The 13,552-nt window shown below is 42.3% G+C and carries 13 protein-coding genes and 1 riboswitch; of the genes, 10 read left to right on the forward strand and 3 right to left on the reverse strand.

What is annotated here, in order from left to right; genetic code table 11:
* Positions 1 to 67: 67 nt before the first annotated feature.
* A riboswitch (ZMP/ZTP riboswitch) is annotated at positions 68 to 164 on the forward strand.
* Positions 165 to 211: 47 nt separating this feature from the next.
* From ACXAF2_RS11355 to ACXAF2_RS11370, 4 genes are all read left to right on the forward strand, one after another.
* Positions 212 to 1,066, forward strand: coding sequence for a bifunctional 5,10-methylenetetrahydrofolate dehydrogenase/5,10-methenyltetrahydrofolate cyclohydrolase (locus tag ACXAF2_RS11355; RefSeq protein WP_475138773.1), 855 nt, complete (start codon positions 212 to 214; stop codon positions 1,064 to 1,066).
* A 122-nt stretch (positions 1,067 to 1,188) separates the two neighbouring features.
* Positions 1,189 to 2,730: an FAD-dependent oxidoreductase gene (locus ACXAF2_RS11360; RefSeq protein WP_475138774.1), complete on the forward strand. Its 1,542-nt coding sequence runs from the start codon at positions 1,189 to 1,191 to the stop codon at positions 2,728 to 2,730.
* 168 nt (positions 2,731 to 2,898) lie between these two features.
* Positions 2,899 to 3,030 (forward strand): hypothetical protein, encoded by a 132-nt coding sequence (locus ACXAF2_RS11365; RefSeq protein WP_262372000.1) that lies wholly within the window; start codon positions 2,899 to 2,901, stop codon positions 3,028 to 3,030.
* A gap of 153 nt (positions 3,031 to 3,183) precedes the next feature.
* A complete protein-coding gene (locus ACXAF2_RS11370) occupies positions 3,184 to 3,705 on the forward strand; it encodes a DinB family protein (RefSeq protein ID WP_475138776.1) in 522 nt (173 codons plus the stop codon).
* A gap of 35 nt (positions 3,706 to 3,740) precedes the next feature.
* Here ACXAF2_RS11370 and msrB read toward each other — a convergent pair whose 3' ends face one another.
* From msrB to ACXAF2_RS11385, 3 genes are all read right to left on the reverse strand, one after another.
* Positions 3,741 to 4,685, reverse strand: coding sequence for a peptide-methionine (R)-S-oxide reductase MsrB (gene msrB / locus ACXAF2_RS11375; protein ID WP_475138777.1), 945 nt, complete (start codon positions 4,683 to 4,685; stop codon positions 3,741 to 3,743).
* A 58-nt stretch (positions 4,686 to 4,743) separates the two neighbouring features.
* Positions 4,744 to 5,073, reverse strand: coding sequence for a CHY zinc finger protein (locus ACXAF2_RS11380; protein WP_475138779.1), 330 nt, complete (start codon positions 5,071 to 5,073; stop codon positions 4,744 to 4,746).
* Between the two features lie 270 nt (positions 5,074 to 5,343).
* The gene (locus ACXAF2_RS11385) at positions 5,344 to 6,015 is read right to left on the reverse strand and encodes a haloacid dehalogenase type II (RefSeq protein ID WP_475138781.1); all 672 of its coding nucleotides are present in this window, start codon (positions 6,013 to 6,015) and stop codon (positions 5,344 to 5,346) included.
* 145 nt (positions 6,016 to 6,160) lie between these two features.
* Here ACXAF2_RS11385 and ACXAF2_RS11390 point away from each other — a divergent pair, with 145 nt between their 5' ends.
* The 6 genes from ACXAF2_RS11390 (at position 6,161) to ACXAF2_RS11415 (ending at position 13,517) form a co-directional block, all read left to right on the forward strand.
* Positions 6,161 to 7,504: an MFS transporter gene (locus ACXAF2_RS11390; RefSeq protein WP_475138783.1), complete on the forward strand. Its 1,344-nt coding sequence runs from the start codon at positions 6,161 to 6,163 to the stop codon at positions 7,502 to 7,504.
* Between the two features lie 133 nt (positions 7,505 to 7,637).
* A complete protein-coding gene (locus ACXAF2_RS11395; RefSeq protein ID WP_475138785.1) occupies positions 7,638 to 9,107 on the forward strand; it encodes a phospholipase D family protein in 1,470 nt (489 codons plus the stop codon).
* 75 nt (positions 9,108 to 9,182) lie between these two features.
* On the forward strand, positions 9,183 to 9,440 hold the full coding sequence (locus ACXAF2_RS11400; protein WP_034764945.1) for a GlsB/YeaQ/YmgE family stress response membrane protein: 258 nt from the start codon (positions 9,183 to 9,185) through the stop codon (positions 9,438 to 9,440).
* A 281-nt stretch (positions 9,441 to 9,721) separates the two neighbouring features.
* Positions 9,722 to 10,879, forward strand: a complete 1,158-nt coding sequence (locus ACXAF2_RS11405) for a CdaR family transcriptional regulator (protein ID WP_475138787.1) — start codon at positions 9,722 to 9,724, stop codon at positions 10,877 to 10,879.
* A 131-nt stretch (positions 10,880 to 11,010) separates the two neighbouring features.
* Positions 11,011 to 12,147: a glycerate kinase gene (locus ACXAF2_RS11410; RefSeq protein WP_475138789.1), complete on the forward strand. Its 1,137-nt coding sequence runs from the start codon at positions 11,011 to 11,013 to the stop codon at positions 12,145 to 12,147.
* 14 nt (positions 12,148 to 12,161) lie between these two features.
* A complete protein-coding gene (locus ACXAF2_RS11415) occupies positions 12,162 to 13,517 on the forward strand; it encodes a GntP family permease (RefSeq protein WP_475138790.1) in 1,356 nt (451 codons plus the stop codon).
* The last annotated feature ends 35 nt before the right edge of the window (positions 13,518 to 13,552 follow it).

Below are 13,552 nucleotides of genomic sequence, written 5' to 3' on the forward strand. Positions count from 1 at the left end.
CCCACAAAAACACGAACATTTATACTAGAAATTTATTTTATATTCGTGTTATAATCAAATTGAAAATAAATAGAGCAGTGACTGGCGAAAATGTGGAATCAACCACAAGGGAGCTGCGAATCTTATAAATCATGAGCCATTAGCCGTTCGCCTGGGCAGGAGGCAAGGGGGATACCCTTGTCTTCTTTTACTATAATCAGGAGGGATTGCAGTGGAACCACTAGTATTAGACGGGAAACTTGTTGCATCTGAGGTAAAAGAAAGCCTAAAGTCGAGAGTCGCTGTATTAAAGGAAAATGGGATTACCCCATGTCTCGCTACGGTGCTCGTTGGAGATGATCCATCTTCTGCTACGTATGTCAAGATGAAGGGCAATGCCTGCGCGAAGATCGGGATGGAATCAAGAAGAATTCATCTTCCCAAGGAAACGACAACGAATGAACTGTTGGACGTGATCCAGGAGCTTAATCAAGATCCTTCCGTTCATGGGATTCTCTTGCAGCATCCTGTACCTCATCATATTGATGAACGTGCTGCCTTTGAAGCGATCTCCATTGAAAAAGACGTTGATGGCGTCACGAGCCACGGGTTCGGACAGAATTCATTAGGGTTTGGTGAATATCCTTCGTGCACACCTGCTGCAATCATGAGCATCATCGATTACTACGGTGTGTCCCTTGAAGGTAAACACGCTGTCGTAGTAGGAAGAAGTCCGATTCTAGGAAAGCCTGTTTCCATGATGCTGTTGAATCGAAACGCAACGGTAACGACCTGTCATTCCTATACAGAGAACCTGCCGGACATTCTCTCTACTGCAGATATCGTAGTGGCAGCAGTCGGTAAAGCTAACTTCATTCAAGGAGACTGGTTAAAAGAAGGTGCTGTCGTTCTTGATGCGGGCTATAACAAAGGGAACGTCGGAGACATAGACTATGAGGCATGCTATGAAAAAGCGAGCGCGATTACCCCTGTACCAGGCGGAGTGGGCCCTGTGACCATCTCTATGCTATTAAAACAGACCGTTGATTCTGCTGAGAAATATGGTTTTGTTCTTGAACATTCATAATAAATGTCCTTTAAGAGACTGACCCATTATGGGAGCCAGTCTCTTTTTTTCCTATTTCGGACTTATTTTTTCTATATTTCAGGAAAGAATGGTAAGGAATAGAAAGATAAAGGAGCGTTCATATGGACACACAACACCAACATGCTTTCTCTGAAACACCGGAGCCCTATTGGAGGGAAACGACTAAACTCCCCCTATTTAAGAAGCTTGATAAAAACATAAAAGTGGACGTGACCGTTGTTGGCGGCGGGTTAGCAGGCATCACCACTGCCTACTTGTTAGCTAAAGGCGGGAAAAAAGTGGCTCTCATTGAGGCTGATCACTTATTGAACGGAACAACAGGGCATACAACGGCTAAGATTTCCGCTCAACACGGATTGATTTATGATGAGCTCATCCAGCATTTTGGAGAAGAGTTTGCAAAGAAATATTATCTGTCTCAGTCAAAGGCTCTTCAGTTTATTAAAGATACGATTTCCAGCGAAAATATCGATTGTCATTTTACAGAAGAGGACTCGTATGTTTACGCGACTACTGATCAATATGCTACAAAAATCGAGAAGGAGTACGAGGCGTATCAGAAGTTGGAGATTCAGGGAGAGCTCATCGAAAAACTCCCAATCGATCTATCCATTAAAAACGCAGTCGTAATGAAAGACCAGGCACAGTTTCACCCTTTAAAATATCTTAAAGCCTTGATTGATTCTTATACGGGACTTGGCGGTCAAATATTTGAAGGAACTGCTGCTAAAACCATTAACGAAGGAGACTCCACTCAAGTTGTGACTGCAGATGGGTATCATCTGGATAGCGAGCATGTTGTCATCTGCTCTCACTTTCCTTTTTATGATGGAATGGGTTTTTATTTCACAAAGATGTATGCTGAACGCTCGTACATCCTCGGAGTAAAAGCGAGAAAGGATTATCCTGGAGGCATGTACTTAAGTGCAGAAGATCCTACCCGTTCCCTCCGTTATGAAGATGGGGAAAATGGGGAAAAACTCATATTAATCGGTGGTGATAAACATAAAACGGGGCAAGGAAAAGATACAATGGATCACTATGAGGCTTTAAAGGAATTCGGGGAAGAAGTTGTGGGTATTGAAGAAATCCCATACAGATGGTCTGCCCAGGACCTGATCACATTAGATAAAGTACCATACATCGGGACATTAACGGAAAAGCACCCTGCCATTTTTGTAGCGACCGGTTTTAATAAATGGGGAATGACGTCAGGTACTCTGGCAGGGCAAATTCTATCTGAACAAATTTTAGGAAATCACCATATTTATGCTGACGTATATACTCCTTCCCGTTTTGTCGCAGATCCAAGCATCAAACATTTCTTCAAAGAGAACGTAAATGTAGCGGGACAACTCATTAAAGGAAAGCTTCAAATTCCAACTAAAAAGGTACAGGAGCTACAAAAAGGCGAGGGCGACGTCGTGAACCTGAACGGTCGACGCTGTGGAGGATACCGGGATGAAACAGGAAATCTGCACGTCGTAGACACCACCTGTACCCATCTCGGCTGTGAAACCGAATGGAACCACGGAGACCATACATGGGACTGCCCTTGTCACGGATCACGCTTCTCCATTGATGGGGAAGTAATTGAAGGACCTGCAAAGAAACCTCTTACAAAATTTGAAGTGACCGATTGAGGGACAGACCTTTGAAAAGAATCATTAGTTTTTTGTCGAATATAGCCTGGGAAATAAACCGGATCCTAAAAGTATTTGACATATTTTGTCGCAATACATAGAAGAATATTTCCTCGATTATGTCTCAAACTATAAATGCTTGAGTTACTATTTTGGGAGGGATTCTGAATGGGACGTACTAAAAAAGGTAACCGTAATGCTCAAAGTAATACGAATGCTAAACAAAATCGAACAAGTTCTGAATTAGTGGAGTTTACAACCGGGCAAGCGAATACGAAGAAAAACCGACCACAAGACTAGTAACGACTAGCTGATTGATTGAAGAATAACCGGCAGGAACACTGCGTCAGGTTATTCTTTTCTTATTTCTCCTGATCCGTTCATCTTTTCGTAGAGGAATCTCACTCCCAACCTCGAATACGTTATAGAGAAATTGAATAGGAGGATTATATGATGCAAGAACAAATGTTGTTTCAACAAATGGAATTCATACGACTTCGCACACTGGCTGCTCTCGATGCGACAACAGAAAAGCAGGCGGATGAAATGCCTCCCGGCTTCAGAAATTCAATCCGATGGAATTTAGGACATATCCTGCTTTCTCAGGAAAACCTGTTATTCTCGTTTGTAGGGGAAAACGACCGTAAAACACTTCCACCTGAATATGGGGAGCTATTTGGCTTCAATACGAGTCCAGACACCTGGAATACACTCACACCTCCCACACTGAAGGAACTTCGTGAGAAATTGAAGGCACAACCGCAAAGAATGAAAGAAGCATTCTCCGGTCGCTTGGATGAATCAGGAGACAAGCCGTTTGTTCTTGGTGAACATACTACGTTTACCACATTAGGTGAAGTTCTTTCCTTTGCAAACTGGCATGAAGGCCTACACCAAGGAACCATTACATCTATTAAGCGTGTACAAGGTATTGAAAATCTTTGGGGAAAAGTTGAAGAGAAGATAGAAAGATAAAAAAGACATGGCGGCTCCTGTGCTGCCATGTCTTTTTATCTGCCTTTAAACAAAATTAAAAAATCTTCGTACCCTTCTTCTTCTAACTTATCCTTGGGAATAAATCGTAAAGAAGCAGAATTGATGCAATACCGAAGACCTTTAGGGCCGGGGCCATCTGTGAACACATGCCCGAGATGAGAATCAGCTTCCCTGCTTCTTACTTCTACTCTTGTAGAACGATGAGAGAGATCATATTGCTCTTTGACGCTCGCATCCATGACAGGCTTTGTAAAGCTGGGCCAGCCGCACCCACTATCATACTGATCTTTGGAAGTGAACAATGGTTCTCCCGAAACGATATCAACGTATAAACCTTCTTCCGTGTTATCCCAATACTCGTTTTCATAAGGTGGCTCTGTTCCATTTTCCTGGGTAACGAAGTATTGCATTTCGGTCAGCTGTTCCTTTAAATGGGATCGATCTTTTGGCCAATGCTTTTTCAAAAAATCTTCCCGCCCGGATCCACGCTTATATAAAGCGTATCGGAAGGCATTTTCCTTATAAAAATCCTGATGATGATCTTCAGCAGGATAAAACTCGCTTGCTGGGAGAATCTTCGTCACCACAGGTTTTGTGAAAACACCACTCTGCTCCAACTCTCGTTTTGAATCTTCCGCAAGCTTTTTTTGATTATCGTTATGATAAAAAATGGCTGTACGATAGGAGTCACCCCGATCTTTAAACTGTCCCCCTGAATCAGTCGGATCAATTTGCTTCCAGTATAGATCCAACAGTTTCTCATATGGGTACTGATTAGGATCAAACGTGATTTGTACCGCTTCATAGTGTCCTGTTTCCCCGGAAGTCACTTCTTTATATGTCGGGTTTGCGGAATTACCTCCTGTATAGCCGGAGACAATACGCTCAATTCCTTCCTGCTTATCAAAAGGCTCGACCATACACCAGAAACAGCCCCCGGCAAACGTCGCTAGTTCCATTTCTACACCTCTTTCGTTTCACGTGAAACACTTATCGGTTAAGATCTTTCATCAATGTTCATCCTTCAAAGTAAAGATGATAATGATTCTGACACCCCGGGTTGAAGGAGGCCCGACAATGAGGACAGACCGATTGGCAATTCATATATTGTAAAATGGTTAACTCGTTTTTGCATTCACCACAAAGAACCGCTTTCGTATTCCACTCGTTCTTTGACCAAAGGATTGGATCATGATCTGCCACTTCGTCATGACATGTATGACAAGGATAGTACGTGTTACAGCACTTAAATTTAATCGCGATGATATCTTTTTGGGTTCGATAATGTTTGCATTTCGTTTTAGAGTCCACTTCTACGCCAGATACAGGAATCAACTTTTCAGGCATGTTCATCCTCCCTTTTATTTACGTAGTAGATTTCGATATACAAAGCCGATATTCCTACAAAAAAATGAAACTAGTCATCTATTATCAATGAATTCTTAGTCTATGAATCTATCTGTACTATACAATGAATTCTAGAACAAAGGGAGGGGGAAGATTATTGAAGTTGATAACACTCGAAACTTCATGTAGAAAAAAATATTGTCGGTAAAAGCACAGTAGTCCATCCATTTGCACAAAAAAAAGGAGGGGCTGAATCGTCCGCCCCTTTCCTTAACTCTTATGTTCCAGAATTCCGGTTAAATCCCTGTATTCAAAGTGTGGTTTGACCCCTAATTCATCCATCACTTTATCCTGACGGTTGATCCAAGCCGTATAGAATCCAAAGTTCGTCGCTCCTGCAATGTCCCATGGGTTAGAAGACATAAACAGTACTTCTTCTCTTCTGACCCCAAGCTTTTCAAGAACGAGCTGGTAAGACATCGGGGTCGGTTTAAACTGTTTCACTTCATCAACTGTCAAAACCTCATCCAGTAAATGTCCAAAGGAAGATTGCTCAACCAGAGGTGAAAGCATGTCCAGTGAACCATTGGAAAAGATAGCTTTTTGATAAGGTTTCAGTTCTTGCAATACACTCCCTACTTCTTCATAGTGGTCTAATTCCAGGTAAGCCTCCAGCAATTCCTTCACTTTTCCTTCAGTTAGGTCAACTCCTGCTTGCTTAGCCGCATAATGGAGCGCATCCTCCGTTATTGTAAAAAAAGTCGTATACGTACCCATTAATTGACGTAAAAAACTATACTCCAGCTGCTTCTGGCGCCACACCTGACTGATTTCCTCCCCTTTATCAGGAAAGAGTTCATTACACTTTTCAATGACGGAATGAACATCGAAAAGTGTTCCATACGCATCGAACACAAAAGCCTTTATATTGAGATTGGACATACGTAACCTCCTCTTTCATTCTTCTTATATAATAGACCATTTTATATTAATTAAACTTTTTCACACATAAGCGAATTCATTTCACATCCACGCTTTTTATGATATATTACTTCGAGTATCTAAATATCTTATGGAGGTGGTCACAATGATTGCAGAACCACATGCACAGGCATCTCCTTCCTATACAAAGACGATTCTGTTCTTGAGCTTAACCGTCTGGCTGGTTGTCATGAATACCACCATGTTTAATGTAGCACTTCCCAATGTCTTAAAGGATTTCACTTTAGCCCCTTCTGAAGGAGCCTGGATCGTATCTGGATATTCCATCGTACTCGCCATTTGCACCATTACATATACGCGCCTGGCAGACTACATTCCGATCAGGAGGCTGCTTATCCTGGGCATTTCCATCTTCGGACTGGCATCGTTCATAGGTTTCTTTGCTCATACCTTTACATGGCTATTGCTCTCCCGTTTATTCCAAGCGGCAGGTGCCGCAGCCATCCCAGGCCTATCCATGGTGTTTGCCGGACGTTTTGTCCCGCTGGCAAGACGCGGCCGGGCATTGGCTATGATTGCTTCAGCTTCTTCCCTGGGCTTTGGATTAGGGCCTGTCGTAGGTGGCGTGATCACCGATTATTTAAGTTGGAACTATTTATTTCTCATCACGTTATGTGTCCTTGGAATGATTCCTGTCCTATATCGCTTCCTGCCGGATGAGACGACCAGGAAAGGGTACTTTGATATATGGGGTGGCCTTTTAACCGGAATCGGAATTACGTTCTTTCTACTGTTCATTTCAACTTTCCACTGGTATTATTTCGCAGGTGCCGTTGTATTCTTTGGAGGATTGTGGATTCGGATCCATAAGATCGAACTACCTTTTATTCAACCCAGTTTGATACGGGACAAAGGATACCGTCAGATTTTATATATGAGTTTCCTGGGTTTCGCCACTCACTTTGCGATTCTAATCGTCATGCCTCTTATGCTTCAGCATGTATTTGGTAAAAACCCGACAGCCGTCGGATTCATTATCTTTCCGGGTGCGATGCTGTCCGCAGTGGCAGCCATTTATGTCGGAAGACTGATTGACCGATATGGAAATATGAGGGTAATGTTCCTTGCACATATCCTTCTGATCATCTCAACCGTCATCTTTTATATCTTATCACCCCACAGCGAATACATGATTATGCTGGCTTATATGTTTACGAGCTTTGGCTTCTCAAGTCTATCATCAAGCTCGACCAACGAAGTATCCCGTGTCATGAGTAAAGAGCTGATTGCTTCAGGAATTGGCATGAAACAGCTTACCCACTTCGTAGGCAGTGCATCTGGTTCTGTTCTGGGAGGAATCATTGTCGAGATGGGCGGAGCAGATTTCCCGGTAAGTTCCTTTCAGAATACATTCCTTGTTCTGATCGGATTAATGACGCTATCCCTTATTCTATTATTCCTATACCGCAAGAGAATCAACCATCAATAAGATCTGGTCCAGGCAGTATATCTGCATGGACCTTATTTTTTGTAAAAAAACAGTGCTCATCTTAGCCATCATGGATTCCTCCACTACCATTAAGGGTATAGTAAGAAAAAAACAGTAGAACAGGGGAATTCAATTGAAAACAAAGAATAAGTGGTATAAGAAGAAAAGCTGGTGGATCGGAGGGATCATTATACTGATCCTTACCGTCGTCATGTTTTACCACCGGGTAAAGCCGTTACCTCCGGGGATATCCTACGCCGGCAACACCTATACCATACCGGAGAAAGATGTTGAGTTCTTATACGACCTTACATACCAGAAAGACGGGAAAGAGCAATATGACCATTCGATCTTTGATGAAGTCTATCAAACGATAGAAGAAGCAGAAGATTTTCTTATTCTGGACTTATTTTTAGTGAATGGTTACACAAAAGGGGATCGTGATTACCCTGAAATCAGTGAAAAATTAACGAAAACGATTCAACAACAGATGAAAAAGAAGCCTGATCTGAAGGTGGTCTTCATCAGTGACGTGGTCAACACCACCTATGGATCACATACCGCTGAACAATTGGAACCTTTGGAAGACCTCGGGGCTGAAGTCGTTTATACCGATCTAAACCGCCTCAGAGATCCCAATATCTTATACTCAGGGGTGTGGAGGACCGCCTTAGGCTGGTTCGGTCAGGATGGCTATGGTTGGCTCCCCAACCCCATGGCTTCATCTGCACCCAAGGTAACCATGCGATCGTATTTGAAGCTATTAAATGTAAAGGCAAATCACCGAAAAGTTGTCATTACCGAGAAAGAGGGACTAATTCTCTCCGCTAACCCCCATGACGCCAGCGGTTTCCACTCTAATATAGGATTCAAAGTCAAAGGGGACATTCTCAAGGACATGGTGAAAGCCGAAAAGGCAGTGGCTGCATTTTCAGGGGGGAACATAGAGGCATTTCCTACCGAGGAAGACTTAGATCAGTCTATTAAAAAGCTTCCTTCTACAGAAACTTCCGTCAAAGCACAAATCCTGACAGAGAAGAAGGTTCAAACAAGTGTCGTAAATGCTATGAATAAAGCAAATAAAGGGGAAGAAGTATGGATTGGGATGTTCTATCTTGCAGATCGGGACATTATCGATGCCATAGAAGATGCTGCTGATCGGGAAGTAGAAGTACGATTAGTACTTGACCCTAATCAGAATGCCTTCGGTCAAGAAAAGATAGGGTTACCCAACCTGCCAATCGCATCAGAGCTGCACAACTTAGACAATGACCATATTACGATTCGCTGGTACAACACCAATAAAGAACAATACCATACGAAGTTCATTTATATAAAAGGGGCAAACGAGAGTACTGTCATCGGAGGATCCAGTAATTACACATCCAGAAACTTAGATGATTATAACTTAGAAGAAAACATAAAGATTGTGGCCCCAACCGACAGCAAAACCATGTCAGATATTGATCAGTATTTTAACCGTATCTGGAACAACGAAGATGGCACCTACACCGTTAAATATGAGGAATATCAGGATAAACTGCCTGCCTTTAAATATATCATGTATATCTTACAAAAAATCTTCCAAGTAACGACCTATTAGGTTTTAATTCCACAATAAAAGGGAATTAAATCAGTAACAACACATCACAAAAAACATTACATGGAGGTTAAAAAAATGGGGATTATTTTGTACTTAATCGTAGGTGGAATCATCGGTTGGTTAGCTGGTCTTATATTAGGTAAAAACGTTCCTGGTGGAATCATCGGAAACATTATCGCCGGTATTATCGGTGCATGGATCGGTGGAGAGCTTTTAGGTAGCTTCGGACCATCACTTGCAGGGATCGCCATCATACCAGCACTACTCGGAGCGATCATCTTTGTATTCCTGTTAAGCTTACTGCTTAGAGGTATGAGAAGAACTTCTCATTAAAAACACTAAAACCCCTGGATTCCAGGGGTTTTTCATTTGTCCTTAAAGATATAAAAAAAACAGCCAATGTTGGCTGCCCTCTTAATACGTTACAGATTTCTTATGTCTTCTTTTATTCCGATACTTCTTATAAAACGGGTAAATAATAGGTCCCCATTTGATCAGTCTTCCAATTAAACGTTTCATGCAGGTAACCTCCTTTGTATAGTAATCTATACCCGAAAATGCAGAATGAAAACATATGCTAGAATAAAGTCAAGACGAATGACGAGGTGTTTCACATGCATATAACAGAAGAATTAGCTTATCCAATCATCTCAAAATTAAAAACCATCGTAAGTACTAATATTAATATCATGAACGAGTCCGGCGTGATTGTTGCCAGCACTGATTCTACACGTATGAATCAGGTACATGAAGGGGCTCTGTATGTCCTCAAACAAAAAAGACCATTAATCATTTCTGAGCACGACTTAGGTAAGTATCATGGTTCGAAAGAAGGCATCAACCTACCTATTGAGTTCCTGGGAGACATGATCGGCGTCGTTGGAGTGACAGGCTCTCCACATGAATTAGATCAGTTTGTGAAAATCGTGAAAATCACCGTTGAAGTCATGATTCAACAGGTTCATTTCCACAATCAATTGCAGCATCAAAAAACATTAATGGATAATTGGTTATTAGATTTGGTACACCCCCATTATTTTGATGAAAGAAAAAATGAAGCATTTGCTCATCACTACTTACATCTTGAAACGAGCCAAAACGTTCAAATATTGTTGATTCAGTTTGACGATTTATTCGCTCACTCAACAACCAACCTTCCTTTACCAATGGTCAAAGAAGAGCTATTAAGGAGAATAAAGCTTCGATTACCAAAGGTGCACTTTCAATCCTTCATCACGGACTCCCACTGCGTCATAGGAATCCCTTCAAGTATTTGCTCCACTGACGAAGAGGCGATAATTCTGGCAAAGCGTTTGCAACACCATTTACAGGAAAAGTATGTCAAGGTGAAAACGGCTGTAGGCAATGTATATTCAGGAGTTAGCGGGTACAGAAAATCTTATTTGGAAGCACACAACTCCCTAGAATTACAGGAACGCTTTCCACAGTTCACCGACTATATTCATATCCAGCAATGGGGGATCATGGATTTCATAAAGCAAATCCCAATTGATGTACGTAAGGAATTTATGAACCGTTATAATGAACGAATTCTTCAATTGAGTGGCACTTTGCGACATACACTACAACGATTGTTCGATTGCCAATTAAACATGAAAGAAACGGCGAACTCATTACATATTCACCGAAACACCCTCCTGTACAGGCTTGAAAGTGTCGAGGAACTGACAAGTCTAAACCCACGGCAATTTGATGACGCCATATTACTTCGGTTTTTCCTAATTATCCAGGAGTTGAATAAAGAGTTATAAAATATGATTGTGCACATGCACAATCTTTTTTCATTTTATGGAGAATTGTTTAGATGAATCCACATTGTAACCGCTTACCTAAATTGGTTAAATGAAAGAATAGATTATATTTTCTGAAAAAAGGAGCCGCTATGAATATTCTTATTGCCCCCGATTCATTTAAAGGAAGTTTAAGCTCACTCGAGGTTGGAACCATTATGGAAAAAGCCTTTCTAGATGAATCTTCGAGCTTTAAAACGAACGTCATCCCCATGGCCGATGGTGGCGAAGGAACGCTTGAAACCTTAATTTACGCAACGGGAGGAAAAAAAGTAAAAACGATCGCAACCGGTCCCTTAGGAGAAAAAGTTCACACTGAGTACGGTGTGTTAGGGGATCAAAAGACAGCTATTATTGAAATAGCTTCCATCGCAGGCTTACCAATGGTGCCGATTGAAAAACGCAATCCCTACCACACAACGTCGTATGGGATTGGGGAAGTCATTGCATCAGCCATAGAGGAAGGCCATCGAAGCTTCATTATTGCCCTTGGCGGGAGCTCAACGAATGATGGAGGATTCGGTATGCTTCAATCTCTCGGGGTTACCTTCTATGACGAAGAAGGTAATTCAGTCGGGTCATTCGGAAAGGATCTGGAGATTATTTCTAAAGTGGATTGGAGTACCCTTCATCCCCTTGTAAAAGACTGCACCTTTCACATTGCTTCAGATGTGGAGAACCCTTTATGCGGAGAAACAGGAGCCTCTTCTGTATTTGGTCCCCAAAAAGGAGCCACTAAGGAACAGGTGAAGGCGCTTGATCACCAGCTATTTCACTTTAGTCAATTACTTCAAGATGAAAAAGGAATCAATTTCCGGGACGCAATGGGGGCCGGAGCAGCAGGAGGACTGGGCTTTGCGTTTATGCATTTAAACGGAACAATCGAATCCGGAGCAAAGCTTGTTGCTGAAGCGTCCAACCTTTCAACTGCCATTCGGGAGGCTGATTGGATTCTCACCGGTGAAGGACAAAGTGATCATCAAACATCGTTTGGTAAACTTCCCTCCTATATTGCAACCATCGCAAAACAGCATCAAACCCCAGTATCACTTATTGCAGGGAGCTTAGGAGAAGGTTATCAAACTTTATACGAAGACTTTACCAGCTGTCATTCCATTGCCATTGGCCCAATTGCCCTTGCTGAGAGCATCAGTCGGGCTGAAGAACTGCTCTACCATGAAACAAGGAACATCGCACGAATTTTACACGTAGCAAAGGGAGAAAGATAAAGGGGGAAAATTTTATGTCAGGAATCTGGTTATTTACAGTCATTGTATCAGGGGTAGGATTTATCATTTTCACAACGGCAAAATTAAAGCTTCAGCCTTTTCTATCGTTATTATTTGCCGCATTCTTGGTTGGTATATTTGCAGGCTTACCATTGAATACGGTCGTAGAAGCAGTCAATGGCGGGTTTGGAGGGTTAATGGGGTATATTGGTATCGTCATCGTTGCCGGTACTATTATCGGGACGATTCTAGAGAAATCAGGTGCAGCTCTCAGGATGGCAGAAGTGGTTCTGCGTTTAGTTGGAGAAAAGAGACCTCAACTTGCCATGTCTTTAATCGGTGCCATTGTGAGTATCCCTGTCTTCTGCGATTCCGGATACGTCATTCTCTCAAGCTTAAAAAAAGCTTTGGCAAAGCGTGCAAAAGTAGCCTTAGCTTCCATGTCTGTTGCACTGGCAACGGGGTTATATGCCACCCATACTCTTGTACCGCCCACCCCAGGTCCTATTGCCGCAGCTGGAAACATCGGTGCCAGCGACTACTTAGGAACCATTATTTTAATCGGGTTGATTGTAGCCATTCCTACTATTCTAGCAGGTTATCTTTGGGCCATTAAGGTCGCAAGTAAAATTGAAATCGAAGGCGAAGAAGGACTTGATCTGGATTATGATGAGATTGTCAAATCCTTTGGGGAACTTCCTTCAACGTTCAAATCCTTTGCTCCGATAATACTTCCCATCCTATTGATTGGTGCAGGTTCAGTCGTCAGCTTCTTTCAATGGAAAGGCGGAGCAGCGGATGTTCTCTTATTCATCGGTTCCCCTGTAGTTGCTTTGCTTATTGGTGTCCTGTCTGCGTTTGCCCTCATGCCGAAATGGAATGAAGAAACCTTGAATGGCTGGGTAACTCAAGGTATGAAAGATGCAACCAATATTCTATTAATCACTGGCGCAGGAGGAGCATTCGGTTCCGTTATCAAGGCGACTCCCGTTGCTGAATTGATTCAAGGAATCGCCGACGGGGGATTGCTTTCCGGTGCAATGGTCTTGCTCATTCCATTTATTGTTGCAGCTCTATTAAAATCGGCTCAGGGATCTTCTACCGCCGCACTTGTCATTACTTCATCCCTGATAGCTCCACTACTTCCACAAATGGGGATTGATGGAGCCGTGCCTCTTGCTTTAGTCGTTATGGCCATTGGTGCAGGAGCCATGACAGTCAGTCATGTCAATGACAGTTATTTCTGGGTTGTAACCCAATTCAGCGGAATGAAAGTCACAGATGCTTATAAGGCGCAAACTGCAGCTACGCTGGTTCAGGGTTTAACGGCTCTTGTATTCACTTTACTGCTATGGATCATCCTTGTGTAACTAGGTCAATCACATCTACTCCTTTCCAATAAATT

The sequence above is a fragment of the Rossellomorea sp. ABR4_004 genome, from assembly GCF_056159585.1.

Coding starts and splice junctions, on each gene's coding strand:
- msrB (WP_475138777.1), bottom strand. CDS start 4,685: ATGGAACTAGCGACGTTTGCCGGGGGCTGTTTCTGGTGTATGGTCGAG.
- ACXAF2_RS11365 (WP_262372000.1), top strand. CDS start 2,899: ATGGGACGTACTAAAAAAGGTAACCGTAATGCTCAAAGTAATACGAAT.
- ACXAF2_RS11360 (WP_475138774.1), top strand. CDS start 1,189: ATGGACACACAACACCAACATGCTTTCTCTGAAACACCGGAGCCCTAT.
- ACXAF2_RS11380 (WP_475138779.1), bottom strand. CDS start 5,073: ATGCCTGAAAAGTTGATTCCTGTATCTGGCGTAGAAGTGGACTCTAAA.
- ACXAF2_RS11385 (WP_475138781.1), bottom strand. CDS start 6,015: ATGTCCAATCTCAATATAAAGGCTTTTGTGTTCGATGCGTATGGAACA.
- ACXAF2_RS11405 (WP_475138787.1), top strand. CDS start 9,722: ATGCATATAACAGAAGAATTAGCTTATCCAATCATCTCAAAATTAAAA.
- ACXAF2_RS11370 (WP_475138776.1), top strand. CDS start 3,184: ATGCAAGAACAAATGTTGTTTCAACAAATGGAATTCATACGACTTCGC.
- ACXAF2_RS11390 (WP_475138783.1), top strand. CDS start 6,161: ATGATTGCAGAACCACATGCACAGGCATCTCCTTCCTATACAAAGACG.
- ACXAF2_RS11410 (WP_475138789.1), top strand. CDS start 11,011: ATGAATATTCTTATTGCCCCCGATTCATTTAAAGGAAGTTTAAGCTCA.
- ACXAF2_RS11400 (WP_034764945.1), top strand. CDS start 9,183: ATGGGGATTATTTTGTACTTAATCGTAGGTGGAATCATCGGTTGGTTA.
- ACXAF2_RS11415 (WP_475138790.1), top strand. CDS start 12,162: ATGTCAGGAATCTGGTTATTTACAGTCATTGTATCAGGGGTAGGATTT.